This window comes from Stenotrophomonas sp. YJH_SMC_101-4 (assembly GCF_059370395.1).
In genome coordinates this window covers 738,277-761,170 of sequence record NZ_JCAFTP010000001.1, presented here as the reverse complement: position 1 = coordinate 761,170, position 22,894 = coordinate 738,277, and the positions used below count along the sequence as shown (strand labels likewise).

General features: G+C 67.6%; 25 protein-coding genes. 12 read left to right on the top strand and 13 right to left on the bottom strand.

Annotation, left to right across the window (positions count from 1 at the left end; all coding sequences use genetic code 11):
• Positions 1-66: 66 nt before the first annotated feature.
• On the top strand, positions 67-939 hold the full coding sequence (blaL1, locus tag AC5P8D_RS03560) for a L1 family subclass B3 metallo-beta-lactamase (protein ID WP_495203078.1): 873 nt from the start codon (positions 67-69) through the stop codon (positions 937-939).
• 115 nt (positions 940-1,054) lie between these two features.
• On the opposite strand, the gene AC5P8D_RS03555 is transcribed toward blaL1, so the two are convergent.
• Positions 1,055-1,594 carry a DUF411 domain-containing protein gene (locus tag AC5P8D_RS03555; protein WP_100051404.1) on the bottom strand — a complete coding sequence of 180 codons (540 nt, stop codon included), beginning with the start codon at positions 1,592-1,594 and terminating at the stop codon, positions 1,055-1,057.
• A gap of 477 nt (positions 1,595-2,071) precedes the next feature.
• Complete coding sequence (locus AC5P8D_RS03550; RefSeq protein WP_495203077.1) at positions 2,072-4,357, bottom strand: FdhF/YdeP family oxidoreductase; 2,286 nt, start codon at positions 4,355-4,357, stop codon at positions 2,072-2,074.
• Positions 4,358-4,601: 244 nt separating this feature from the next.
• Here AC5P8D_RS03550 and fdhD point away from each other — a divergent pair, with 244 nt between their 5' ends.
• Positions 4,602-5,450, top strand: a complete 849-nt coding sequence (gene fdhD, locus AC5P8D_RS03545) for a formate dehydrogenase accessory sulfurtransferase FdhD (protein ID WP_495203076.1) — start codon at positions 4,602-4,604, stop codon at positions 5,448-5,450.
• Positions 5,451-5,488: 38 nt separating this feature from the next.
• On the opposite strand, the gene AC5P8D_RS03540 is transcribed toward fdhD, so the two are convergent.
• Positions 5,489-6,025, bottom strand: coding sequence for a carboxymuconolactone decarboxylase family protein (locus AC5P8D_RS03540; protein ID WP_019337220.1), 537 nt, complete (start codon positions 6,023-6,025; stop codon positions 5,489-5,491).
• Between the two features lie 106 nt (positions 6,026-6,131).
• On the opposite strand from AC5P8D_RS03540, the gene AC5P8D_RS03535 reads away from it, so the two are divergent.
• Positions 6,132-7,013, top strand: coding sequence for an AraC family transcriptional regulator (locus tag AC5P8D_RS03535; protein WP_049455146.1), 882 nt, complete (start codon positions 6,132-6,134; stop codon positions 7,011-7,013).
• 94 nt (positions 7,014-7,107) lie between these two features.
• Here the strand turns inward: AC5P8D_RS03535 and AC5P8D_RS03530 are convergent, their stop codons facing one another.
• From AC5P8D_RS03530 to AC5P8D_RS03495, 8 genes are all read right to left on the bottom strand, one after another.
• Positions 7,108-7,671 carry a TetR/AcrR family transcriptional regulator gene (locus AC5P8D_RS03530; protein ID WP_049409551.1) on the bottom strand — a complete coding sequence of 188 codons (564 nt, stop codon included), beginning with the start codon at positions 7,669-7,671 and terminating at the stop codon, positions 7,108-7,110.
• A gap of 4 nt (positions 7,672-7,675) precedes the next feature.
• A complete protein-coding gene (locus tag AC5P8D_RS03525) occupies positions 7,676-9,208 on the bottom strand; it encodes an MFS transporter (protein ID WP_495203075.1) in 1,533 nt (510 codons plus the stop codon).
• A gap of 150 nt (positions 9,209-9,358) precedes the next feature.
• Entirely contained in the window at positions 9,359-10,105 is a 747-nt protein-coding gene (locus AC5P8D_RS03520; protein ID WP_495203074.1) for a hypothetical protein, read from the bottom strand.
• Complete coding sequence (locus AC5P8D_RS03515) at positions 10,105-10,725, bottom strand: DUF3299 domain-containing protein (RefSeq protein ID WP_029380017.1); 621 nt, start codon at positions 10,723-10,725, stop codon at positions 10,105-10,107. Before AC5P8D_RS03515 ends, AC5P8D_RS03520 begins: the two co-directional genes overlap by 1 nt.
• Positions 10,715-11,266 carry a DUF3299 domain-containing protein gene (locus AC5P8D_RS03510; RefSeq protein WP_483724613.1) on the bottom strand — a complete coding sequence of 184 codons (552 nt, stop codon included), beginning with the start codon at positions 11,264-11,266 and terminating at the stop codon, positions 10,715-10,717. The genes AC5P8D_RS03515 and AC5P8D_RS03510 overlap by 11 nt, the downstream gene beginning before the upstream one ends.
• Before the next feature lie 2 nt (positions 11,267-11,268).
• Positions 11,269-12,522, bottom strand: a complete 1,254-nt coding sequence (locus AC5P8D_RS03505) for an ABC transporter permease (protein WP_495203073.1) — start codon at positions 12,520-12,522, stop codon at positions 11,269-11,271.
• A complete protein-coding gene (locus tag AC5P8D_RS03500; protein WP_053443120.1) occupies positions 12,515-13,210 on the bottom strand; it encodes an ATP-binding cassette domain-containing protein in 696 nt (231 codons plus the stop codon). Before AC5P8D_RS03500 ends, AC5P8D_RS03505 begins: the two co-directional genes overlap by 8 nt.
• On the bottom strand, positions 13,207-13,740 hold the full coding sequence (locus AC5P8D_RS03495; protein WP_010485427.1) for a ZrgA family zinc uptake protein: 534 nt from the start codon (positions 13,738-13,740) through the stop codon (positions 13,207-13,209). The genes AC5P8D_RS03500 and AC5P8D_RS03495 overlap by 4 nt, the downstream gene beginning before the upstream one ends.
• Positions 13,741-13,772: 32 nt before the next feature.
• Here AC5P8D_RS03495 and AC5P8D_RS03490 point away from each other — a divergent pair, with 32 nt between their 5' ends.
• Positions 13,773-14,246 (top strand): MerC domain-containing protein, encoded by a 474-nt coding sequence (locus AC5P8D_RS03490; RefSeq protein ID WP_248853554.1) that lies wholly within the window; start codon positions 13,773-13,775, stop codon positions 14,244-14,246.
• Positions 14,247-14,343: 97 nt separating this feature from the next.
• Here AC5P8D_RS03490 and AC5P8D_RS03485 read toward each other — a convergent pair whose 3' ends face one another.
• A complete protein-coding gene (locus tag AC5P8D_RS03485) occupies positions 14,344-15,246 on the bottom strand; it encodes a LysR family transcriptional regulator (RefSeq protein WP_159360228.1) in 903 nt (300 codons plus the stop codon).
• Between the two features lie 118 nt (positions 15,247-15,364).
• Here AC5P8D_RS03485 and dkgB point away from each other — a divergent pair, with 118 nt between their 5' ends.
• The 8 genes from dkgB to AC5P8D_RS03445 all read left to right on the top strand — a co-directional run bounded on the left by dkgB (position 15,365) and on the right by AC5P8D_RS03445 (position 21,940).
• Positions 15,365-16,168: a 2,5-didehydrogluconate reductase DkgB gene (dkgB, locus tag AC5P8D_RS03480; protein ID WP_043396134.1), complete on the top strand. Its 804-nt coding sequence runs from the start codon at positions 15,365-15,367 to the stop codon at positions 16,166-16,168.
• Between the two features lie 11 nt (positions 16,169-16,179).
• Positions 16,180-17,154, top strand: a complete 975-nt coding sequence (locus AC5P8D_RS03475; protein WP_043396137.1) for a TIGR03571 family LLM class oxidoreductase — start codon at positions 16,180-16,182, stop codon at positions 17,152-17,154.
• Positions 17,155-17,173: 19 nt separating this feature from the next.
• Positions 17,174-18,112, top strand: a complete 939-nt coding sequence (locus AC5P8D_RS03470) for a cyclase family protein (RefSeq protein WP_159360230.1) — start codon at positions 17,174-17,176, stop codon at positions 18,110-18,112.
• Positions 18,109-18,432, top strand: coding sequence for a MoaF-related domain-containing protein (locus tag AC5P8D_RS03465; RefSeq protein ID WP_043396144.1), 324 nt, complete (start codon positions 18,109-18,111; stop codon positions 18,430-18,432). Before AC5P8D_RS03470 ends, AC5P8D_RS03465 begins: the two co-directional genes overlap by 4 nt.
• Positions 18,433-18,559: 127 nt before the next feature.
• Positions 18,560-18,937, top strand: coding sequence for a copper homeostasis periplasmic binding protein CopC (copC, locus tag AC5P8D_RS03460; RefSeq protein ID WP_159360231.1), 378 nt, complete (start codon positions 18,560-18,562; stop codon positions 18,935-18,937).
• 10 nt (positions 18,938-18,947) lie between these two features.
• Positions 18,948-19,832: a copper homeostasis membrane protein CopD gene (gene copD / locus AC5P8D_RS03455; RefSeq protein ID WP_109814227.1), complete on the top strand. Its 885-nt coding sequence runs from the start codon at positions 18,948-18,950 to the stop codon at positions 19,830-19,832.
• Between the two features lie 45 nt (positions 19,833-19,877).
• Positions 19,878-20,576, top strand: coding sequence for a heavy metal response regulator transcription factor (locus AC5P8D_RS03450; RefSeq protein ID WP_109814228.1), 699 nt, complete (start codon positions 19,878-19,880; stop codon positions 20,574-20,576).
• On the top strand, positions 20,573-21,940 hold the full coding sequence (locus AC5P8D_RS03445) for a heavy metal sensor histidine kinase (RefSeq protein ID WP_159360232.1): 1,368 nt from the start codon (positions 20,573-20,575) through the stop codon (positions 21,938-21,940). Before AC5P8D_RS03450 ends, AC5P8D_RS03445 begins: the two co-directional genes overlap by 4 nt.
• Here AC5P8D_RS03445 and AC5P8D_RS03440 read toward each other — a convergent pair.
• Entirely contained in the window at positions 21,929-22,852 is a 924-nt protein-coding gene (locus AC5P8D_RS03440) for a LysR substrate-binding domain-containing protein (protein ID WP_171954375.1), read from the bottom strand. The genes AC5P8D_RS03445 and AC5P8D_RS03440 overlap by 12 nt on opposite strands.
• Positions 22,853-22,894 lie beyond the last annotated feature (42 nt).

Here is a 22,894-nt window from a genome sequence, read left to right as displayed (position 1 = left end):
TCTATGCGAGACGCGATGAAGGGGGCCCATGCTAGTTTCTGGGCCTCCTTCAAACGGACGTGAACCATGCGTTGTTCCCTGCTCGCCTTCGCCCTGGCCGCTGCTGTTCCGGTCGCGCACGCCAGTGCCGCCGAGGCACCACTGCCGCAGCTGCGGGCCTACACCGTGGACACCTCCTGGCTGCAGCCGATGGCACCGCTGCAGATCGCCGACCACACCTGGCAGATCGGTACCGAAAACCTGACCGCGCTGCTGGTGCAGACCGCCGAGGGCGCAGTGCTGCTGGACGGCGGCATGCCACAGATGGCCGGCCACCTGCTGGACAACATGAAGGTGCGCGGCGTGGCCCCGCGGGACCTGCGACTGATCCTGCTCAGCCATGCGCATGCCGACCACGCCGGCCCGGTGGCCGAGCTCAAGCGTCGCACCGGCGCGCACGTGGTGGCCAATGCCGAATCAGCGGTGCTGCTGGCGCGCGGCGGCAGCAACGACCTGCACTTTGGCGACGGCATCACCTATCCGCCCACCAGCGCCGACCGCATCATCATGGATGGCGAAGTGGTCACGGTGGGCGGCATCGCATTCACCGCGCACTTCATGCCGGGGCACACCCCGGGCAGCACCGCCTGGACCTGGACCGATACGCGCGACGGCAAGCCGGTGCGCATCGCCTACGCCGACAGCCTGAGCGCGCCGGGCTACCAGTTGGAGGGCAACCCGCGCTATCCGCGCCTGATCGAGGACTACAAGCGCAGCTTCACTACCGTGCGCGGCCTGCCCTGCGATCTGCTGCTGACCCCGCACCCGGGTGCCAGCAACTGGAACTATGCCGCCCGCAGCAAGGCCGGCGCCAAGGCACTGACCTGCAGCGCCTACGCGGATGGGGCCGAGAAGACGTTCGACGCGCAGCTGGCCAGAGAAGCCGCGGCACACCGCTGATCCTGTAGAGCCGAGCCTACGCTCGGCTTGCCGGAAGAAGACAGCCGAGCGTGGGCTCGGCTCTACACAGGACACGTGGGAAGGTGCCGGTCAGGGCGACCGGCACCTGCGACCATCAGCCACCCTGCCCGTGCTGGGCAAACGGCTCGGTGCTGCCGTCGGTGCGCACCAGCTCGACAGTGTACGGCTGCACGTAGCCGTCGGGCATTTCCATGCCCGGCGAACCGGCCGGCATTCCCGGCAGCACAAGCCCGCGCACCGCCGGTCGCTCGGCCAGCAGTCGCTTGATGTCCTCGGCCGGAATGTGGCCTTCAACCACGTAACCACCGATCTCGGCGGTGTGGCAGGAGGCCTTGCCGACCGGTACACCCAGGCGGACCTTGATCGGGTTCATGTCGTCGGTGTCGCGCACATCCACCTGGAAGCCTTCGGCCTTCAGGTGATCGACCCAGATGCCGCAGCAGCCACAGCTGGCAGTCTTGTGCACGATGGCGATGGGCAGTGCAGGATCCACCTGCGACGGACCGGCCATGATCGGTGCCGCAGGGGCGTCGCTGGCAACCGGCGTGGCGGCGGATTCTTCAGCGGCACGCGCGCAGGCGGTGGTGGCCAGCACGGTGCCCAGCAGCAGGCCGAGGGAGAGAGAACGGTTCATGGTGTTGATTCCTTTGCAGATGCGGGCAACGCGGCCCGCTGCCTGCGCATCGAAGGCACAGGCAGAGTCGAGAATGAGTCGAGCAGCTATGGCAGGTACTTGAGGCCTGCAGGGAATCACACGATGGGAGGTCGTAGCGGATCCGGCAACGGCGGCGGTGCGCGTTGCTGGGCGCTGGCTGGCAAAGGCGCCTCACGCCATGGCGAGGCGGGCGTTCCGCTCAGGGAGGCGAGCATGCCGAGGCTGGCCGGCGGGCATTCGCACTCATTGCTCTGGCAGACCGTTGATGCTGCATCGTCGCAGCATCCGGCCATGGCCGCCGAATGCGGTGCAACGCAATGGTCCTGGCTGGCCGGGCCGCTGTACGAAGACGCGGCGAGCGCCAGCGCCGGTGCATTCAGCACCAGGGCGACAAGCAGCATCCATCGCAGCAGCAGGCCAGGCAGGTTCACACGCCGATGATAGCCGATGCGCGCGCTACGCAATCGCCGCGGCCATCGCCCGCACCCGCACAGGAATCGACTTGGCGGCGGGCGTGCCGCTGATCCGGTCGTAGTAGTCCAGCGGAAGCAAGGGGTTCAGTTCGGGGTAGTAACCGGCCAGCGCGCCGCGCGGCATCGGGTAGTCCAGCACGGTCAGGCCCTCGATGCGCCGCTGCACGCCATCGCCGCTGATCGTCTCCAGGCTGACCAGCGCCTCCTTCTGCAGTCCGCGCGCCAGCCGGTCCTCGATATTCATGAACAGCACCATGCGATCGTTGTACACGCCGCGATAGCGGTCGTTGTAGCTGTAGATGGTGGTGTTGTACTGGTCGTGCGAGCGCACGGTGGCCAACCGCAACATGTCCGGATCGTGCACCGGATCGTCCACGTCCAGGCCGGGCATCACCAGGATGTTGGCCTTGCCATTCGGCGTGGGCCAGACGCGGCGGCGCGGCGGAATGTCCAGATGGAAGCCGTGTGGCTGCTGGATGCGCTCGTTGAAGCCGGTGTAGATCTCCGGGTACACCGCAGCGATCAGATCGCGGATGGGCGCATAGTCGTGCATGCAGCGCGCCCAATCGACCTTGCTGTCTGGCAGTGCGGCCATCGCCATGCGGCAGACGATCTCGACCTCGGGCAGCACCTCGGTGCTGACCGGTTCGAGCACGCCGCGCGAGGCGGTCACGTTCGACATCGCGTCTTCGATGGTGACGAACTGCTCGCCGGCCGGCGTGACGATGCGCTCCGAGCGCGCCACCACCGGCAGGATCAGCGCATCGCGGCCATGAACAAGATGACCGCGGTTGAGCTTGGTGGCGATGCCCACGGTCAGGTCCAGCCCACGCATCGCTTCATACGCGCGAGGCGTATCGGGCACCGCATGGATGAAGTTGCCACCCAGGCCGATGAACACCTTGGCGCTGCCGTCCAGCATCGCCTCGATGGATTCGACCACATGATGGCCATGCTCACGCGGCGGATCGAAGCCGAACACCTGCTGCACGCGGTCCAGATAGGCCGGCTTGGGCTTCTCGTCGATGCCGACGGTGCGGTCGCCCTGCACATTGGAATGCCCACGGATCGGCCCGATGCCCGCACCGGGCTTGCCGAAGTTGCCGCGCAGCATCAGCAGGCTGGCGACCTGCTGCAGCAGGCGCGAGCCATACTGGTGCTGGGTCAGCCCCATGCCGTAGCAGATCACGGTGGCCTTGGAGCGGATGTAGATCTCCGCACAGCGTCGGATCTGCGCCTGCGAAATGCCGGACACCTGCACGATCTCGTCCCAGTCCTGCGCCATCACGTCTTCGCGAAGCGCCTCCAGCCCCACCGTGTGTTCTGACAGGAAATCATGGTCGAGCACGCGCTCGCCCTGCGCCTCGCGCTCGAACATCACCTTCATCATGCCTTTGATCAGAGCCAGGTCGCCGCCGATACGGATGTGCACGAACTCGCTGGTGATCTCGGTCGAACCGAACGTGGCCATCTGCACCACGTCCTGCGGCTCGGCAAAGCGGATCAGCGCGCGCTCGGGCATCGGATTGACCGCCACGATCGGGATGCCGCGTTTGCGCGCCTCGACCAGGTTGCTCATCATCCGCGGTGAATTGGTGCCGGTGTTCTGGCCGATCACGAAGATCGCCTCGGCGTGCTCGAAATCCTGCAGCACGATCGTGCCCTTGCCCACCCCGATGGCCGGCGGCAGGCCGCGGCTGGTCGGCTCGTGGCACATGTTCGAGCAGTCCGGGAAGTTGTTGGTACCGAACTCGCGCACAAAGATCGAATACAGGAACGCCGCTTCATTGGGCGTGCGCCCGGAGGTGTAGAACTCGGCCTGGTGCGGGCTGTCCAGCGCCTGCAGGTGGCGGCCGATCAGCGCGAAGGCATCATCCCAGCTGCACGGCACGTAGTGGTCGGTGGCTGCGTCGTAGCGCATCGGCTCGGTCAGCCGGCCCTGCATCTCCAGCCAGTAGTCGGTCTGCGCCATCAGTTCGGTGACGGTGTGCTGGGCGAACAACGCGCGGCCGGCGCGGAACTGGGTGGCTTCCCAGGCCAGTGCCTTCGCGCCGTTCTCGCAGAACTCCAGCTTCTTGCGTTCGTCGGCGTCGGGGAACGCGCAGCTGGGGCACTTGAAGCCACCCGGCTGGTTCATCGCCAGCAACGCCTTCGAGCCTTTGCCGATCACGCTTTGCTGCAGCAGCACCTTGGCCGTGGCACCGGCGGCACCCCAGCCACCGGCCGGCTGGTTGTACGGCTTGTAACGCGGTGGCTTCTGCTCGGACATGTTCGGGGACCTTACGGTAGGAACGCGGCAACAATGGGCACATCGCAGTCCGGCGGCGCTTTCAATCGCACGGCCAGCCCCACAGTCAAACACGGCCTGCACGGCTTCGCCAGTGGCTGCGCGCTGTTTTCAGCGCAGCCTGCCATGACAACGGTTACACCTGCGTCAGCGCACGGCCACTGCGCTATTCTCGATGCCGTGGGTGGTCCACCACCTGCGTATTTCCTTAGTCCGGACGCGCTGCATGCCAGATTCGACCCCACCGCACACCCCGCCTGCCGGCACGGCCCTGCGCCCGTTGCAGCGCTGGCGCAGCAAGGGGCAGCAGCCGCAGATCGACGTGGTGGCCGAGGAAGTGCCGGTGGCGCTGCGTTACAACGGCGCCGCCTTCGCGGTGATGATGGCCACACCCTGCGACCTGGAGGACTTTGCGCTGGGGTTCTCGCTCAGCGAGGGATTGATCGCTACGCCTGCCCAATTGCTGGCCATCGAGGTACGACCGCAACTGGAAGGCATCGAGCTGCAGATGACCGTGACCGAGGATGCACCCGGTGCCGACCTGGATCCGGCCAACGGGCGCCTGCTGCCCGGCCGGGGTGGCTGCGGCCTGTGCGGCACGCGCCAGCTGGAGGAAGTGCTGCGGCCGCTGCCCGAGGTGCGCGAACGGCGAACCTACCCGCCAGCAGCCCTGCAACGGGCGCTGGCCACACTGGTGCAGCATCAGCCGATGAATGCGGTGAGCGGTTCGACCCATGCCGCGGCCTGGGCCGACGCCAGCGGTCGCATCGGCTGGGTGCGCGAAGACGTCGGTCGCCACAATGCGCTGGACAAGCTGATCGGCGCGCTGCACCACAACGAACACGCCATTGAAGGCGGCCTGCTGGTGATTTCCAGCCGGGCCAGCTACGAAATGGTCAGCAAGGCGGTGCGCGCCGGTGCCAGCGTGCTGGCCGCAGTCTCGGCGCCGACCGCGCTGGCGGTCGATCTGGCCCGCGGTGCAGGCCTGTGCCTGGTCGGGTTCGCGCGGGAAAGCGGATTCAACGTGTATACCCATCCCGAGCGGCTGCAGGCGAACGATAAACGGGACGACTGAGAACGACCGGGAGCACGACGCCCCCGGTCTGGCACAGCTCAGCGCAGCGCCACCTTCGGGAAGTCCACCGGCACGTCGAACGCTACGTTGACGTAGTTCGTGAACAGGTTGAGCGCTACGTGGGCGAGGATCTCAACGATCTGCTCATCGTCGAAGCCGGCCGCACGCAGCGCCTGCACATCGCCATCGGTGACCTGCGCACGCTGCTCGACCACCTTCAGCGCGAAGTCCAATGCCGCCGAGGTGGCCGGATCGCTGGACTGACCGATCTGTGCAGCGGCCATCTGCTCGCTGCTGGCACCCGCCTTGCGGCCCAGCGCGGTGTGTGCGGCCAGGCAATACTCGCAGGCATTGCGGTTGGCGATGGCCACGGCGATCTGCTCGCCCAGCAGCGGCGACAGGCGACCGCCGCCCAGCGCGCCGAACGAACCCCACATGCTCTGCAGGGCGGCTGGCGAGTTGGCCACGGCGCGGAACATGGCCGGGGTGGCGCCGAAGGCAGCGTGGACCTGACCCAGCAGGGCCTCGCGGTCGGCGGTGGTGTTGGCGGCATCGATCAGGGGGACACGGGACATGGTGGATCTCCTTGGGAAAGCGCCCGGGATTGGACGACCCGCTCATCCTAGGTAGACTCGCTGGACGCTTCAGGCGCAATCAGCCACACATGTTGTCCATTCATCCATGAGCACGCCCACCGACACCTCCCCACCCGACCGTCTCTCCTCCCTGCTGGAACGCTTCCGGGTGCAGGCCGCGCTGTTCCACAGCGGTCCGCTGTGCGGGCGCCATGTCTTCGAGCCGCAGCCCGGTCGTGCCTTCCTGCACATCCTGCGCCAGGGTGAAATGGAGGTCCGTCATCCCGACGGCGATATCGCGCTGCCCCGGTTGAAGATCGACACACCCAGCCTGCTGCTGTATCCGCAACCGCTGCACCATGTGTTCTTCAATGCACCGCTGGAAGGCCCGGATTTCACCTGCGCCACGCTGGATTTCGATGGCGGCGCGCGTAATCCGATCGTGCAGTCGCTGCCGCCGGTGATGGTGGTGCCACTGGCCGCGATCGGCGAACTGGATGACACCCTGCACCTGCTGTTCGCCGAGGCCGATCGCCAGCGCTGTGGTTCACGGCTGCTGACCAACCGCCTGTTCGAGGTCGCGCTGATCCAGATCCTGCGCTGGGTGGTGGACCACCCGGATGCGGCCGGCGTCAGCCATGGGCTGATGCGGGGGCTGTCCGATGTACGGCTGGCACGCACACTGGTGGCGATGCACCAGGCGCCACAGGACGAATGGACGCTGCCGCGCATGGCCGCGACTGCCGGCATGTCGCGCAGCGCGTTCGCGGCCGTGTTCAAGGACGTGATGCAGGCAACGCCGGCCAGTTATCTGCTGGACTGGCGGCTGAGCCTGGCCTGCGCGCAATTGAGGGCCGGCGTGGCGGTCAAGCAGGTGGCGATCGAGGTGGGCTTTGCCGATACCGCGTCGCTGTCGAAAGCGTTCCGCAAACGGTTGGGGGCCTCGCCGAGGGCGTGGTTGGCCGCGAGCGCAGCGCCGGCTGGGTAAATGGGTAACGGGTAGAGTCGACCGCAGGTCAGCTATCGCGCGAAGCGCGGGGGTTTCGTTGCCTGACCGGAGAGCAGTCGAGCATGGCTCGACGCTACAAGTGCGGTGACCCATCAGGCTTCGCCAGCAGCCCGGCGATGCGCTCGGCAACCTGGGCACGTACGCCTTCGTCCAGCTGCCCTTCGTACATCGCCTCGTAGATCCACAGGCCATCGGCGGCCAGCCGCGCCACGAAATTGTCGAGCGCTGCGCTGTCTTCCGCTGTACCCGCCTCCGGCGGCAGCGGTGCCCAGCGACGCACCGCCGGTCCCCACGGGCGCTCTTCGGCGTCCGGGTCGGCCGATTCGAGCATGAACATCAGCTCGGCACGGGTGGCGCTCTGGGCCGACACGCGCACGAAGGTCTGGTAACGCTCCAACGCAGTGGCCTGCTCGGCGGTCTTGCCCAGCAACGCTTCCATCGACGTCTCCCAGGCCTGTACCAGGTGTTCGTCGATCCCCCGCAGCAGCGCCTCGCGGGACGGGAAGTGATACAGCAGGCCACCGCGTGTCAGCTGGGCCTCGGCCGCCACCGACTCAAAGGTCACCGCGCGCACGCCGTCACGATTGATCACGTTGACGGCGGCGTCGAGGATGCGATCGCGCTTGCTGGTTCTCATCGCTTCATTTTACGCGATCGGCCGCGCCCTCGCGGCTGCCGACGCGGCCGCGCAGCAGGCGCGCGATGATCGCCGCACCCAGCGCCAGCACCGCCATGATCACCAGCAGCACGATCTGGTAGCCACGGTCATACGCGGCCGCAGCCAGTGCGAACCACTCGCCCTGCCCGCTCTCGCGCGCGGCATGCAGCGCCTGGGTGAAACCCTCGCGGGCAAGCGCGGGCATATCGGCCGAGACCGGCAGGAACGCGCTGTACATTGCGGCACTCAAGCTGCCCAGCATCGCCACCGCCAGCAGGCCACCGAACTCATAGGACACTTCTTCCACCGACGAGGCCATGCCCGCACGGTGCGCCGGCACGTTGTTGAGGATGGCGGTGGACGCCACCGAGATGGCCGAACCCATACCGAAGCCGGTGATGGCCATGCCAGCCACCACCCAACCAAGGCCGTGCAGGAAGCCGAACGCCACCACGCCGACGCCCAGCGCACCTGCGGCCAAGCCACCACAGATCAGCGGGCGCAGGCCAACCCGGTGCAGGATGCTGCCGCCGAGCAGCGCACTGGGCAGGCTGCCCAGTGCCGCCACCGACACCAGCAGGCCCGCCTGCAGCGGCGTGAAACCTGCCACCAGCTGGAAGCGCTGCGTGGTGACCAACTGCAGGCCGGCCATCGCGAACAGGGTGAACACCGCCGACAGCGTGCCGGCCAGGAACGCCGGATTACGGAAGATCGCAAAGTCCAGCAGCGGGTACGGCAGCTGCTGCTGGCGGCGCGCGAACGCCGCACCGCTGATGACGGCCAACACCAGCGCGGTTGCGCCCAGCGCATATGAGGGCGGCGTGGCGATCAGCGACTTGATCGCCAGCACCAGGCCGGACAGTGCAGCCAATGCCAGCACTGACGACACCAGGTCCCATGGCCGCGAGGTGTCGCGCTGTCCTTCCGGCGCCAGCAGCAGCGTGGCCACGAACGCGACCACCACCACCGGCACGTTGATCAGGAACACCGAGCCCCACCAGAAGTGCTGCAGTAGCCAGCCGCCAATGATCGGGCCGAGCGCCGCACCGACGATGGCGACCGAACCCCAGATCGCGATGGCGATGTTGCGTTCGCGTTCTTCGTGGAAGCTCAGTCCGATCAACGCCAACGTGGCCGGCATCATCGCTGCGGCACCGATCGCCAGGAATGCACGCGCGGCAATCAGCTGCGTTGCGGTGTCGGCGAACGCCGCTGCCAGCGAGGCGACACCGAACACCACCAGGCCGATCAGGAACATGCGCCGGTGACCGATGCGGTCGCCCAGCGTGCCCGCACCCAGCAGCAGGCCGGCCATCACCAGCGGATAGGCGTTGATGATCCACAGCGCCTGGCCGGCACTGGCCGAGAGTTCTTCGGTAAGGGTGGGCAGCGCGGTGTAGAGCACGGAGTTGTCGAGCGTGACCAGTAGCAGGCCGGCGGCGACGGTGAACAACAGCGCCCAGCGACGGGCACGCGACAGGGCCGGAGCACCGGCCAAGGGCTGGGACAAAGCCATGGGAGAACCTGTTGGGGGTGGAATACGGCCATAACTATACAGGATGTCCTGTATAGTTATGAAAACAGCGCCACCAATTCAGATTGGGGCCCGGGCAATGTTCATGTTGTCGTGCCCCTCATGCCGGGTCGTGCCCGGTGTCAGGGATCATCACCGGCAATCTTCCGGCAGTGCGGCAATCGCCGATACCACCGCCGCCTGCATGCCCTTCCCCACGGCCATGTCCAGTTCCCCGCCAGTTCCCCCATGCTGGCGCCGCAGTTCGTCCTCGCACAGGCCGCGCACCCGCGCACGGGCATTCGCGCGCAGGCTGCTGCACCGCCAGTCGGCGCCACCCAGCGGCAGCACCGAATACACCACGCTGTTGCAGGCGTTGCCGGCACGCTGCTGCAGCGACAGTCCACCAAAATCCCGCGGTTCGCTGCTGCGTTGCGGGTCGAAGTAGCTGTCCGGAAACGTGCGCGCATACTGTTCGATGTCCACGGCCATGCTGCGCCCCCCGGCCAACGGCATCTGCAGCGGCTGCCCGCACGGCGTCGCATCGGCGCGGTGCTGGATGTACTGGTAGATCGGCCGGTCCAGCGATGGGTCCTGCTGGGTCACCGCGCTGACTGCCGCCAGCACCGGCAGCGATGCACGATTGGCCATGCGCGCCAGCAGCCCCGCCTGCGCCGGCTGGCAGCGGTCGCGCAATGTTGCTGCGAGCAGGAACAGCACGTCGTTGCGAAACGCGGGGTCATCAACCAGACGCTGTTCGATGCGCTGGCTGGCATCGGACGCCGGTGCCGGAAACGCGACCGCAGGCGGCGCGGTGGGTGCGCGCTGCCGCTGCCACCACACCAGCGGCGCCACCGCGCCCAGCAGCACCCCGGCAGCCATGATCCATCGCCTGCGCATCAGTTGCGGATCGCCGTCAGCGTGGCTGCCGCGGCATCGTAGGACGCGCTGGCGATATCCGCGTCGAAACGCTTCACCTGCAGGCGGCCGGCAAGCCGGTACGGATCCCACAGATCGCCCAGCGCAATCGGCGTCGCCAGGGTCACATGGATGATCTGGTTCGGCGGCGGCGGCGGCACGTGGATGCACGCGCCATAGAACGGTACGAACAGCAGTTCATCGACCAGGCCGGCATCGTTGGTGCCGAGCGGCACCACGTAGCCATCCAGGTCCACCGCGCGCCCGTCGACAGCGTCGACCACGCGCGAGGAGCCGAACTGCTTGGCGCGGTCCGGGCTGGAATGGTCGATCTCCAGCCCGGGTGGCGTGCCCGAGCCGGTGTCGTCGATCAGGCCGCCCACGCCCTCCATGCCATTGCGTGACAGGCCAATCTGCGGGGGTGGGCGCTGGTAGGTCACTTCGTCGGGCCGCAACGCGTCCCAACGGTCGATGGGGGCTTCGGCCGTGGCGGAGGGCGCCGGCTTGTCCTGTGGCCCGACCACCAAGGCATCGCCGCCCGGCGCCGTACAGCCTGCCAACCACAGGCATCCCACCGCCAGCAACAGGTGACTACGGTTCATAGGGCCTCAGCTCTGCGTCACGCATGGTGTAGGCCGAACCGGCCAGATCGTCATCCAACCGTTCGGCGCGCAGGGTGCCCGCCAGGAAGAACGGCGAGTACATGTCCGGCATCTCGATCGGGCGCGGCAGCACCACGTGCACGATCTGGTTCGGTGGTGGTGGTGGCACGTGGATGCAGGCGCCGTAGTACGGCACGAACAGGAATTCGGTCAGCCGCCCGTCCTGCGCGTTGGCCAGTGGCACCACGTAACCCGGCAGGCGCACCGGCCGCTGCAGGACCGTGTCCACCGTGCGGAAGGTACCGAACTGCGGCATGCGCCGGTTGCCGTTGTGCTCGACCTCCGGGCCCTCGCCCCGCTCCAGCGCGGCCAGCTCGTCCTTGGGCATCATCTGCAACCAGTCCAGCTCCTGCTCCACAGCGCCTGCAGGGTCATCGCGGTCGACGACCGGCGAGGGTGGCAAGGCCTGTACGCCGGTATCCACCGGCCGCTCACAGGCGGCCAGCGCCAGCACCATTGCCACTACCCGCATCCATCGCATGCTCAACCTCCCGGTGAAAGGCCATCGGCCAAGGTGCGCCGGTAAGCGAGCAACGCCGGGACCAGCCCGGCTACGGCGCTGATCAGCAGCACGCCCGCTGCCCATGCCAGTTCACGGCCATCCGGCCAGACATGGGTGATCGACAGACCGAAGGTGGCCAGTACCCAGCCGCGCCCGGCAATGCTGGCGACCACCAGCAGCGACAGGGCCAGCACGCTGGCCACCGCACTGGTCGCCACCGCTTCCACCACGAGCAGGCCCGCGATGTAGCCCGGTCGCGCACCGGTGGCACGCAGGATGGCCATCTCGCGCCGGCGCTCCTGCAGGGTGGAGACCAGCAGCGCCACCAGCGAGACCATGCCCAGCAGCACCACCATTGCACTGATCAGCTGCAGGGCTCGCTCGGCGGTGCCCAGCGACTGCCACAGCTGCTGCAGGGTCACGCCGGGCAGGATCGCCAGCATCGCCTCGTCCGGATACTCGTTGATCCTGCGCTGTACCGAGAACGTGGCGATGCGCGAGTTCAGGCCGAGCATGAAGGCGGTGATGCTGGTCGGGGTCAGGTCCAGGTGGCGCGCCTGCTCGGCGCTGACGCTCTGGCTGCGCAGCTGCACGCCCGATCGCCAGTCAACATGGATCGCCTCGATGGCCGGCAGCGAGACCAGCAGCGACGAATCCACCGGCGTGCCGGTGCGCTGCAGGATGCCGGCAACGCGGAACGGCTTGTCGGCATGCGTGGCCAGCGTGACCGCGCCGGTGCCGTGCGCCAGCACGATCTCGTCGCCGAGGCCGACCTTCTGCGCGCGAGCCACCTCCGCGCCGATCACCGCGTCATACAGATCATCGAAGGGCCGCCCCTGTGCAAAGGCCAGCGCGTGGCCGGAACCATAACGATAGTGTTCAAAGTAGCCGCCAGTGGTACCCACTACCCGGTAGCCGCGCCAGGAATCGCCCAGCGACAACGGCACCGACCACTTCACCTGCGGCAATGCGGACAGCTCCTGGTAGGACTGCCAGGACACGTTGTTGGTCGGGTCGCCGATATGGAACACCGAATACAGCAGCAGGTTCACCGGTCCCGAACGCGCACCGACGATCAGATCGGTGCCCGATACGGTGCTGGCAAACCCCTCGTGCACCTGCGTGCGTACACGCTCGACGCCCAGCAGCAGCACCACGCTGAGGGTGATGACCAGCACGGTCAGGCCCACGCTCAACGCGCGGCTGCGCAGGCTGGCCCAGGCAAGCTCAAGCATGGCCGGCACCTGCCTGGTTGATCTCGGACAGTGAAATGGTGCGATCGAACAACGGCTGCAGGCTGTCGTCATGGCTGACCACCAGCACCGTGGTGCCGGCCGCCTGGCACTGCGCGGACATCAGCTGCAGGAAGGCGCTCGCCGCTTCGCGGTCGAGCGCCGAGGTGGGCTCATCGGCCAGCAGCAACGTCGGACGGCCGATCAGGGCGCGCGCTGCCGCCACGCGTTGTTGCTGGCCAACACTGAGCGTACCCGCCCGCCGCTGCATCAGCTCAGGATTGAGCTGCAGGGCCTGCAGCAGGCGGGCGATCTCGGCATCCAGCGGCCCGCTGATGCGTGCGCTGCGCAGGCGCGAGAAGCGCAGGCCCAGCGCGATGTTGTCGCGCACGGTGAGGAACGGCAGCAGATTGAACTGCTGGAAGATCACGCCCAACTGGTCGGCACGGAAACGATCCCGCGCCGCACCACCCATGTCCTGCAGTGCGTGGCCGGCCACCTCGACACGGCCCTTGCCGGGCAGCAGCACGCCCGCCAGCAGGCCCAGCAGGGTGCTTTTGCCGCCACCGCTGATTCCGCGCAGCAACACGCTGCTGCCCTGCTCGACCCACAACCGCGGGATGTCCAGCACCAGCCGCGTGCCGTAGCCGAACTGCACGTCTTCCAGCGAGATCACCGGTGCCGCGCTCACGGTGCCAGCACCACGCGCAGGTTGTCGGGCGTCAGCACACTGCGGTTTTGACCATTGGCGGTTGCGCTGTTGACGATGACTTCGTGCAGGCCCGGGAAAAGTACGGGCAGGCGCACGACGATGGCGCGCAGCGCGGCAGGTTTGGCACAGTGGTACTGCAGCGTTGCGCTGAAACCTGCGTGCCGGTGCTGTCCCGGCGGCGGCGCGGCGGCCGTCGCGTCGAAGCCCTCCGCATCGGCTTTACTGGTGGCCAGACGGCAGCCCGCAGCGGTGGGCAAGGTGACCCAGTTGCCGCCCTTCAGCAATGACGTCGCCCGTGCCAGCGCGGCCTGCTCGGCTGCATTGGCCGGCGGCCGCTCGTAATCGAGGATGCCGATGCCGGGGGCCTGAAGGGCGAATTCCAGGGTTTGCTGGTCAAGCGCAACATCCACTGTCGCCTGGCCATGCACATGCGGTGCGTTCTGGCGGATGTCGTGGGCCTGCGCGGCGCTGGCAGCCAGCAGCAGGAAAAGAGCAGCGGGAAGCTTCATGGGAAAGACTCCAATTGTTACTATGTAACATTATGGACCACATTCCCACGACCCCCGCAAGGGCCCTGGCCCAGCCGCCAACTTCGGCACGCTGGCACCCCCGCTTCGATCTTGCCGGTGCCTGGCTGTCCCTGGCCTGCGCCGCCCACTGCATCGCCCTGCCCCTGCTGCTGGCCTTCGTGCCGGCAGCGATGATGGCGCTGCGCTCGTTCCAGCATCCCGGCCATGGCGCGATGACATTGCTGCTGATGATGTCGCGCTGGGAATGGCTGTTCGCGCTGCTGGCCTCCTCGTTGGCCTTGGCGAGTACCTCGGCCGGGGTGCACCGGCATCGGCGCTGGCGGCCTGTGCAGCTGGCCTGCGCCGGCGCCATCCTGCTGCTGTCGGCCTCTCTGTACCTGCCGCTGAAGGAATCGCTGCTCTGGCATGGCGTGGCCACGGCATGTGGTGGCGTGCTGTTGGCGTTCGCTCACATCGGCAACCGACGGGCGCTGCGCAAACGGTAGTGCCGGCCGCTGGCCGGACGGAAAAACACCATCCACGCATGGCGTGGATCTACTGATGCACTTCCGGCAGCCGGCCAGCGGCCGGCTCTACCCTTCTCTATTCGTCGAACGGTCGCTGTCCCAGCGTCTGCGTCACGTGGTCGACGAAACAGGTGATGCGCGCGGCCAGCGCGGTGTTGCGGTAGTACACCGCATTGATCGGCTGCCGCACCTCCTGCGTCTGCTTGGCAAACAGCTGCGCCAGGCGGCCATCACGCCGGTCCTGGCGGGTCAGGAAATCAGACAAGCAGGCGATGCCCAGCCCGGCCACCGCCATCTGCCGCAGTGTCTCGCCACTGGATGAAGCGATCGCCGGCTCGATCACGAAAGGCCCACCATCGGCATCGTGCAGCGGCCATTCGTTCAACGAACTGGGCTGGGTGAAGCCCAGCAGATCGTGCTTGCGCAGCTGCTCCACGCGTGTCGGCGTGCCATGCCGTCGCAGGTACTCGGGACTGGCGACGACGCGGATGCGGCTGTGGCCGATCGGCCGCGCATGCAGGGTGGAATCGCGCAGCACGCCGATGCGGAACGCCACGTCGGTGCGCTTCTCGATCAGGTCGGTGATGCCCTCGTTGGAATTCAGCTCCAGCTCCACTTGCGGGTAGCGCTCGCGGAAGCCCTCCAGCAACGGCACGATCACATGCAGCATGAACGGCGTGGCGGCGTCCACGCGCAGGCGCCCGACCGGCTGCAGCCGCCGCGCGGCCATCTGTTCCTCGGCCTCGTCCACCGTGGCCAGGATCGTGCGCGCGTACTCCAGGAACGCCGCGCCCTCCTCGGTCAGCTCCAGCCGCCGCGTGGTCCGCCGCAGCAGCGTGGTCTGCAGCTTGTCTTCCAGCCGCGCCAAGGTGCGGCTGGTGGCGGAGATGGTCAGTTCCAGCGCCTCGGCCGCCGCCGTGATCGAACCACTGTCGACCACGGCCACGAAGGCCTTCAGCTCATCCAGGGTGGTTTTCATTTTTTACCTCGGCGCAAAAGCGTTTCCCGTATACACAGCTTAATCAACAAATGTAAAGCGCCCACACTTCGCCCTGTCCCGAGCCCACCGGCTCCCAACGAAGTCCCTGGAGTCCATCATGAGCGTTCCTTCCTTTGGCGTCGGCACCTTCCGCCTGACCGGCCAGACCGTCATCGACTCGGTGCGCAACGCCCTCGAGGTCGGCTACCGTGCGGTCGATACCGCGCAGATCTATGGCAACGAAGCCGAAGTCGGCCAGGCCATCGCCGAATCCGGCGTCCCACGCGACCAGCTGTTCCTGACCACCAAGATCTGGGTGGACAACTACGCCGCCGACAAGCTGATCCCGAGCCTGCGCGACAGCCTGGCCAAGCTGCGCACCGACTATGTCGACCTGCTGCTGATCCACTGGCCGGCGCCGGGCAATGGCGTTGAACTGCGCGAGTACATGACCGCGCTGGCCGACGCCAAGACGCTGGGCCTGACCCGCCAGATCGGTGTGTCCAACTTCAACATCGAGCTGACCCGGCAGGCTATCGAGGTGGTCGGTGCCGGCGAGATCGCCACCAACCAGATCGAACTGAGCCCCTACCTGCAGAACCCGGCACTGACCACCTTCCTGCAGGACCAGGGCATCACCGTGACCTCCTACATGACCCTGGCCTACGGCAAGGTGCTGAAGGATCCGGTGCTGGCCACCATCGCCGGCAAGCACCAGGCCACCGTGGCCCAGGTTGCGCTGGCGTGGGCGCTGCAGCGCGGTTACTCGGTCATCCCGTCCTCGACCAAGCGCGAGAACCTGGCCAGCAACCTGCTCGCCCAGGACCTGCGCCTGGATGCCGATGACATGGCCGCGATCGCCGCGCTTGACCGCAACGGCCGCGAAGTCGATCCGCCGGGCCTGGCCCCGGCCTGGGACTGAGGCGCCAGGCCATGGGCAGTGCGATGACCCGGTTGCAGGCCGGTGGTTTCAGCATCGGCATCGAAGCACCGCTGGACAATGACTGGACGCCGCTGGGCGAACAGGCACGACGCGCCGCGCGACGCCTGCCCGGCGAACCGGACCTGCAGTGCCATGCAGAACTGGCACGCTTGGCCGACCGCCTCGGCTTCCGTGCGCTGTGGGTGCGCGACGTGCCGGTGTACGACCCGGCCTTCGGTGATGCGGCACAGGTGTTCGAGGTATTCAGTTACCTCGGCTATCTGGCTGGCATCACCAAGGACATCCTGCTGGGTACTGGTGCGGTGGTGCTGCCGATCCGCGAGCCGTTGCTGACCCTGAAGTCGGCGCGCAGCGTGCAGCGGCTCAGCGGTGACCGCCTGCTGCTGGGCGTGGCCAGTGGCGACCGCCCGGTGGAGTACCCGCTGTTCGGCCGCGACTTCGACACCCGCGGCAGCCGCTTCCGCGAGCAGATCGCACTGCTGCGCGAAGGCGCCGCTTCGCACCTGCCGCAGGGCCTGGACGTGCTGCCCGCGGATGGCCCGGCCCTGCCGTTGTTCGTGGCAGGCCTGGCCCAGCAGCAGCCGGCGTGGATCGGCCAGCACATGGATGGCTGCCTGGCCTACCCGGGCACGCCACAGGACCATGCGCAACGCGTGGCGGCCTGGCGCGCCGTGGCCGGCAACAAGCCGTATGCCAGCTTCATCCACCTGGACCTGGTGGCCGATGCCGATGCCCCGCTGCAGCGCTGGCGCTTTGGGCTGCGCGGCGGCCGCAACGCCCTGCTGGCCGAGCTGCACGCCATGCAGGCGGCCGGTGTCGACCACATCGGCCTGCAGTTCCGCCGCAACGAACGGCCGTTGGCCGAGACCTTCCACGAGATCGCCGAGTACGTGCTGCCGCACTTCCCGGCCCATGCCGACGCCGCTGCGCCGCATGCCCCGCTTGCCGCCCCCGCGACGGCCTGACAGTTACCGGAGCTTTGCCATGAAAATGAACACCCTGGCCGCGCTTGCGCTGGCCACCCTGCCGCTGTCCTTCCAGGCCACCGCCGAGGACTGGTACCCCTCTGCCTACGGCGCCAACGACGAGATCGGCGCCGCCAACCTGCTCACCACGGACGTGGTCAAGCACGCGGTATCGCTGGTCAGGACCGGCAAGACCTATCCGCTGGCGGTGCCGGTGGACAAGAACCTGCCCGCGTTCCGCCACCGCAGCTTCCGCCTGTACAACGTGCAGGTCGGCCAGCAGGCCGGCAAGTCGCTGGGCCCCAACAGGTTCACCTTCAACGATGAACTGGTGAACGCCTGGACCGGCGTTGGCACCCAGCTCAACGGCATCGGCCATATCGGCATCGACAACGTCTACTACAACGGCAACAAGGCCGCCGACTTCGTCACCGTGGACGGTGTGCGCAAGCTCGGCGTCGAGAAGGTGCCGCCGATGGTCACCCGCGGCGTCGTGCTGGACATGACCGCGCACTACGGCAAGGCGATCGTGCCCGGCGGCACCGAGTTCACCGTGGCCGACATCCAGGCCATGCTGAAGAAGCAGGGCCTGAGCCTGCGCAAGGGCGACGTGGTGCTGTTCAACACCGGCTGGCTGGAACTGATCGGCAAGGACGACAAACAGTTCCTGGAAGTGGAACCGGGTATCGGCATGGAGGCCGCGAAGTGGCTGGCCGACCAGGGCATCGTCGCCTTCGGTGGCGACACCTGGGCCTCGGAGGTCTACCCGAACCCGAACGGTGCCGAGGAGTTCCCGATCAACCAGTACATGCTGGCCAAGCGCGGCATCTACAACCTGGAGCTGATCGACAGCCGTGCGCTGGTGCGCGACAAGGCCTGGGAATTCCTGTTCGTGCTCGGCCAGCCGCTGTACGTCGGCTCGACCCAGGTCAACATCAACCCGGTGGCGATCCGATGAACGCGGCGTCCACCCTGCCACTGTTCGCCGGCCGCCGCTTCCGCGTCAGCTATGACGGCCTGACGGCAGACAACGCGTACAGTGCCGATGGCCGCCATGTGCAGTACGCCATCGTCTCAGGCGCCTATGCCGGTGCACAGGGCGAAGCCGCCTGCGAGTGGCAGCAGATCAGCGAAGGGGTCTATGTCATTTCGTGGCAGGAAGCCGATGGCGCAACGGTCGTGCATGTCGATGACTTCGTGGGCGGGCATTCGCTGGCCTGGTTCACCGCCACCGATGGCAGTTTCCATCGCATGCAGGGGCCGCTGCACGCGCTGTGATGCCGGCCAGCGGCCGGCACTACCTTGTTAGTGGGCCGCACATTACAGATCGGTAATGTGCGGGTCAGGGCAGCGAAAGGCGCTGCCCTCCACCCTGTGGGCCACGTCTTCCACAGGTGTCCCACGCATGGCCCGCTCCCTGCTCCGCTCCACCGTCCTTGCTGTCCTGCTGACCGGCCTCGCGGTTGCGCCGCTGGCGCTGGCCCATCCCAGCCTGGTGCGCTCGACGCCGGCCGCCGACGCCACCGTAGCCCCGGCGACCGAGATCACGCTGCAGTTCAGTGAGAAGGTGATGCCGCGTGCCACCCGCATCGAACTGAGCATGGACCATGGCCGCATGAAGATGGCCATGCCTACCGTCGCGCAGGACGTTTCCGAAGATGGCCACACGCTACGCGCGCGTTTCGCCAAGTCGCTGCCCGCCGGCAGCTACGCACTGCAATGGCGCGCGGTCGGTCAGGACAGTCATCCGATGACCGGCAGCTACCGCTTCACCGTGAAGTAAGGCTGCCGCCATGGCCGAGCTCTCGCCGTATGCGCTGCGGCTGGCGCTGTACCTGGTACTGATGCTGCTGTTCGGGCGGCTGCTGTTCGTCCGCCCCGGGCTGCCACGCGGCATCTCGCTGGCGCTCGCCGTGGTTGCGCTGATCCTGGTCGTCATCGATGCCGTGAACCGGTTGTCGGGCGTGCTCGGCATCCCGGCAGCCGATATCGACCCAGCAACGGGGCACTGGTTCCTCACCGGTACGCCGGTGGGTGAGGCGGGGCTGCTGCGCATCCTGGCCCTGCTGGCAATGCTGCCGCTGCTGGCAGTCAATCGCCCGGTGCAGGGCCTGCGCCGTCTGGCGCTGCTGATACTCACGGCGGTAGCTCTGGCCAGCCTCGCCTGGAATGGTCACGCCGCCGCCGGTGATGGATTCGACGGGACGTTGCGGCTGGTGGCCGGCATCGTGCACCTGCTGGCCGCCGGTGCCTGGGTCGGCGCGATCGCCGCCATCCTGCAGCTGGCGCTGCGTCCACAGGGCCGGCGCCTGCACGAACGTACCCGCGAACTGTGGCAGGCCGCGCACAGCTTCGCCGTGCCGGGCACGATCATCGTCGCCCTGCTGGCGATGACCGGCACCTACACCTATGTCGATCTCGGCGGTTCCATACAGACCCTGACCGGCGCCGCGCATGGGCGTTGGCTGCTGCTCAAGCTGGCGCTGGTGGGCGGCATGCTGGGGCTTGCCGCGCTGCATCGCTGGCGGCTGGTACCAGCGCTGGCCAGCTCCATCCGCGGCGGCTGGCAACCCAGGCCGCTGCGCTCACTTCGCCACAGCCTGGCCTGCGAATCGGTGCTGGCGCTGCTGGTGCTGGCCTGCGTGGCGGTGCTCGGCACTCTGGACCCATTGGCATGACTCATCCGTTCCAGCACGGGCCCAAGCTGCGATGATGGGCACACCATGAAACTGCTGATCGTCGAAGACGAACCCAAGACCGGCAACTACCTGCGCCAGGGCCTGATCGAGGCCGGCTATGTGGTCGATCTCGCCTGCAACGGCGTCGACGGGCTGCACCTGGCCGGCAGCGGCGAGTACCAGCTGGTCATCCTCGACGTGATGCTGCCCGGCCTGGATGGCTGGAACGTGCTGTCGCGGCTGCGCGAGGCCGGATGGCAGGTGCCGGTGCTGTTCCTCACCGCGCGCAGCAGCATCGCCGACCGCGTTCAGGGCCTGGAGCTGGGCGCGGATGACTACCTGGCCAAACCATTCGCCTTCGCAGAGCTGCTGGCGCGCGTGCGCACCCTGCTGCGTCGTGGCCAGGCGCTGCCGCAGGCCGAGCGCATCGTCATCGCCGACCTGGTGGTGGATACCCTGCGCCGCCGGGTCGAACGCGGCGGCCAGCGCATCGCCCTCAGCCAGAAGGAATACACCCTGCTGGAACTGCTGGCGCGCCGACGCGGTGAAGTGCTGCCGCGCTCGTTGATCGCCTCGCAGGTATGGGACATGAACTTCGACAGCGACACCAACGTGATCGACGTGGCGATCCGCCGCCTGCGCGCGAAGATCGACGATGACTTCGACGCCAAGCTGATCGTCACCGTGCGCGGCATGGGCTATGTGCTGGAGGCGCCGGACGACGGTGCATTGCACAGCGGATGAGCCTGCGTCGCTCCATCGCGGTACGGCTGACGCTGCTGTTCGCCATCGTGGCCACGCTGGTGCTGGCCGCATTGGGCGTGGCGATCTATGTCAGCGCCCGCCACGACCTGGTGGCCCAGGACTTCAGCGAACTGGAGAACAAGGTTGCGTTGATCCGTGACCTGGCCGGCAACGGACCTGCGTCCGCACGCGGGCAGCGCTTGGCGGAGGCACTGGGCCACCATCCGGATATCGCCTTCCACATTGTTGATGGGAGCGGCGCAGTGCTCTTCTCGACCGCACCGGCACTGCTGCGCGAGCATGCACGCAGCCAGCCGATCGACGCCGCGCCACGGCGGCACGACTGGATCCTCGCCGATGGTCGCTGCATGCATGCCCTGCACCTGCGCCAGACCCTGGCCGACGGCAGCGAGCTGGTCACCCTGCTGGCCATCGATGACGACCGCCACGCCGATTTCCTGCAGCGCTTCCGCCATCTGCTGGCGATAGCCATCATCGGCGCCGCCGCGGCCAGCAGCCTGCTCGGCGGCTACGTGGTGCGGCGCACGCTGCGGCCGCTGCGCACGCTGGCCGATGAGGCCCGGCAGATCACCGCCGGCCGGCTGCAGCGCCGGCTGAGTACACGCAGCGCGCCGGCCGAACTGGAGCAGCTGGCGCAGACGCTCAACGGCATGCTGGCGCGCCTGCAGCAGGACTTCGCGCGGCTGACCGAGTTCTCCGGTGATCTCGCCCATGAACTGCGCACACCGATCACCAACATGCTGACCCAGGTGCAGGTGGTGCTTGCGCACCCGCGCAGCAATGAGGCCTATCGCGAGACGCTGGCGTCCTGCGCCGAGGAACTGCAGCAGCTGGCGCAGACCGTGGGTGACCTGCTGTACCTGGCGCAGGCCGAAGCGCCGGGTGCACTGCCCTCGCGCGAGCCAGTGGCGCTGGATGCGGTGGTGGATTCGCTGCTGGAGTTCTACGAGCTTCTGGCCGAGGACCGACAGTTGACCCTGCGCCGCGAAGGTGTGGCGAGCGTGGAAGGCAACCGCTTGATGCTGCACCGGGCGATTGCCAACCTGCTGTCCAACGCGTTGAAGTACGCAGCCGTGGGCAGCGAAGTGCGGGTGCGGCTGGTCGAGGCCGAAGGCGTGTGCAGGGTCAGCGTGCACAACCTTGGCACGCCGATCGCCAGCGAGGCGCTGCCGCGCCTGTTCGATCGTTTCTACCGCGGCGAGCGTGGCCGCCACGAAGGTGCCGGACTGGGCCTGGCGATCACACGCGCGATCGCACAGGCGCACGGCGGCAGCGTGAGTGTTGTCTCGGATGACACCGGCACCCTGTTCGAGCTGGTGCTGCCGAGCACCTCAGCCCGGTAGTCCCGGCCGCTGGCCGGCAACCCCGGTCTGCTCAAACACCCCGGTCACCCAATCGATGAACACCCGCAAGCGCGGTGACGGCGTGCGGTTGCGCGGGTAGACCAGGCTCAACGGGCTTGGGGTCGGCGGCGCGTCCGGCAACAGCTCCACCAGCTGCCCGCGCGCGATGTACGGGTCCATCCGGTAGCGCGGCGCCTGGATGATGCCCAGGCCCGCCAGCGCGGCGCCGAGGAACGCATCCGCACCGGACACACGCACCCGCACCGGCAGCGGCACGTAGCGCACCTGCCCGCCCTGCTGGAACTCCAGGGGAATCAGCTGGCCGGTGGCACTGGAGCGGTAGCCGACCATCTGGTGGCCGTCCTGCAGCGATTCGATGGTATCGGGCAGGCCGTGCGCCTGCACATAGCCCGGCGAGGCCACCGTGACCTCGCGCAGCATGGTCAACCGTCGCGCCGCCAGATCGCTGTCGGCCAGCGTCCCCACCCGCAACGCCGCATCCACGCCTTCACGCAGCAGGTCGACATAGCGGTCACCCTCGCTGACGTCCAGTTCGATCTCCGGGTAGCGCTGCAGGAATCCCGGCAGGTGCGGAAACAGCAGGTGCCGGCCCAGCGTGCCATGCACTTCGATACGCAGCGGGCCGCGCGGCGGCGCGTCACGGAACGCGGCCTCGGCATCGTCCATGTCGGCGATCAGGCGCAGGCAACGTCCATAGAAAGCCTCGCCTTCCAGCGTCGGCACCACCAGCCGCGTGGTCCGGTGCAGCAGGCGCACGCCCAGCCGCTGTTCGAGCGCCTTGATCGCATCGGTCACCGTGGCCCGCGGCAGGTCCAGGTCCTCGCAGGCCCGGGTGAAGCTGCGGCGCTCGACGATACGGACGAAGGCGCGCATGGCCGTGAAGCGGTCCATTGTTCGGCTACCCGAATGATGTTGGCGGATTATGCATGATTA

Coding starts and splice junctions, on each gene's coding strand:
- blaL1 (WP_495203078.1), top strand. CDS start 67: ATGCGTTGTTCCCTGCTCGCCTTCGCCCTGGCCGCTGCTGTTCCGGTC.
- AC5P8D_RS03555 (WP_100051404.1), bottom strand. CDS start 1,594: ATGAACCGTTCTCTCTCCCTCGGCCTGCTGCTGGGCACCGTGCTGGCC.
- AC5P8D_RS03550 (WP_495203077.1), bottom strand. CDS start 4,357: ATGTCCGAGCAGAAGCCACCGCGTTACAAGCCGTACAACCAGCCGGCC.
- fdhD (WP_495203076.1), top strand. CDS start 4,602: ATGCCAGATTCGACCCCACCGCACACCCCGCCTGCCGGCACGGCCCTG.
- AC5P8D_RS03540 (WP_019337220.1), bottom strand. CDS start 6,025: ATGTCCCGTGTCCCCCTGATCGATGCCGCCAACACCACCGCCGACCGC.
- AC5P8D_RS03535 (WP_049455146.1), top strand. CDS start 6,132: ATGAGCACGCCCACCGACACCTCCCCACCCGACCGTCTCTCCTCCCTG.
- AC5P8D_RS03530 (WP_049409551.1), bottom strand. CDS start 7,671: ATGAGAACCAGCAAGCGCGATCGCATCCTCGACGCCGCCGTCAACGTG.
- AC5P8D_RS03525 (WP_495203075.1), bottom strand. CDS start 9,208: ATGGCTTTGTCCCAGCCCTTGGCCGGTGCTCCGGCCCTGTCGCGTGCC.
- AC5P8D_RS03520 (WP_495203074.1), bottom strand. CDS start 10,105: ATGCGCAGGCGATGGATCATGGCTGCCGGGGTGCTGCTGGGCGCGGTG.
- AC5P8D_RS03515 (WP_029380017.1), bottom strand. CDS start 10,725: ATGAACCGTAGTCACCTGTTGCTGGCGGTGGGATGCCTGTGGTTGGCA.
- AC5P8D_RS03510 (WP_483724613.1), bottom strand. CDS start 11,266: ATGCGATGGATGCGGGTAGTGGCAATGGTGCTGGCGCTGGCCGCCTGT.
- AC5P8D_RS03505 (WP_495203073.1), bottom strand. CDS start 12,522: ATGCTTGAGCTTGCCTGGGCCAGCCTGCGCAGCCGCGCGTTGAGCGTG.
- AC5P8D_RS03495 (WP_010485427.1), bottom strand. CDS start 13,740: ATGAAGCTTCCCGCTGCTCTTTTCCTGCTGCTGGCTGCCAGCGCCGCG.
- AC5P8D_RS03490 (WP_248853554.1), top strand. CDS start 13,773: ATGGACCACATTCCCACGACCCCCGCAAGGGCCCTGGCCCAGCCGCCA.
- AC5P8D_RS03485 (WP_159360228.1), bottom strand. CDS start 15,246: ATGAAAACCACCCTGGATGAGCTGAAGGCCTTCGTGGCCGTGGTCGAC.
- dkgB (WP_043396134.1), top strand. CDS start 15,365: ATGAGCGTTCCTTCCTTTGGCGTCGGCACCTTCCGCCTGACCGGCCAG.
- AC5P8D_RS03475 (WP_043396137.1), top strand. CDS start 16,180: ATGGGCAGTGCGATGACCCGGTTGCAGGCCGGTGGTTTCAGCATCGGC.
- AC5P8D_RS03470 (WP_159360230.1), top strand. CDS start 17,174: ATGAAAATGAACACCCTGGCCGCGCTTGCGCTGGCCACCCTGCCGCTG.
- AC5P8D_RS03465 (WP_043396144.1), top strand. CDS start 18,109: ATGAACGCGGCGTCCACCCTGCCACTGTTCGCCGGCCGCCGCTTCCGC.
- copC (WP_159360231.1), top strand. CDS start 18,560: ATGGCCCGCTCCCTGCTCCGCTCCACCGTCCTTGCTGTCCTGCTGACC.
- copD (WP_109814227.1), top strand. CDS start 18,948: ATGGCCGAGCTCTCGCCGTATGCGCTGCGGCTGGCGCTGTACCTGGTA.
- AC5P8D_RS03450 (WP_109814228.1), top strand. CDS start 19,878: ATGAAACTGCTGATCGTCGAAGACGAACCCAAGACCGGCAACTACCTG.
- AC5P8D_RS03445 (WP_159360232.1), top strand. CDS start 20,573: ATGAGCCTGCGTCGCTCCATCGCGGTACGGCTGACGCTGCTGTTCGCC.
- AC5P8D_RS03440 (WP_171954375.1), bottom strand. CDS start 22,852: ATGGACCGCTTCACGGCCATGCGCGCCTTCGTCCGTATCGTCGAGCGC.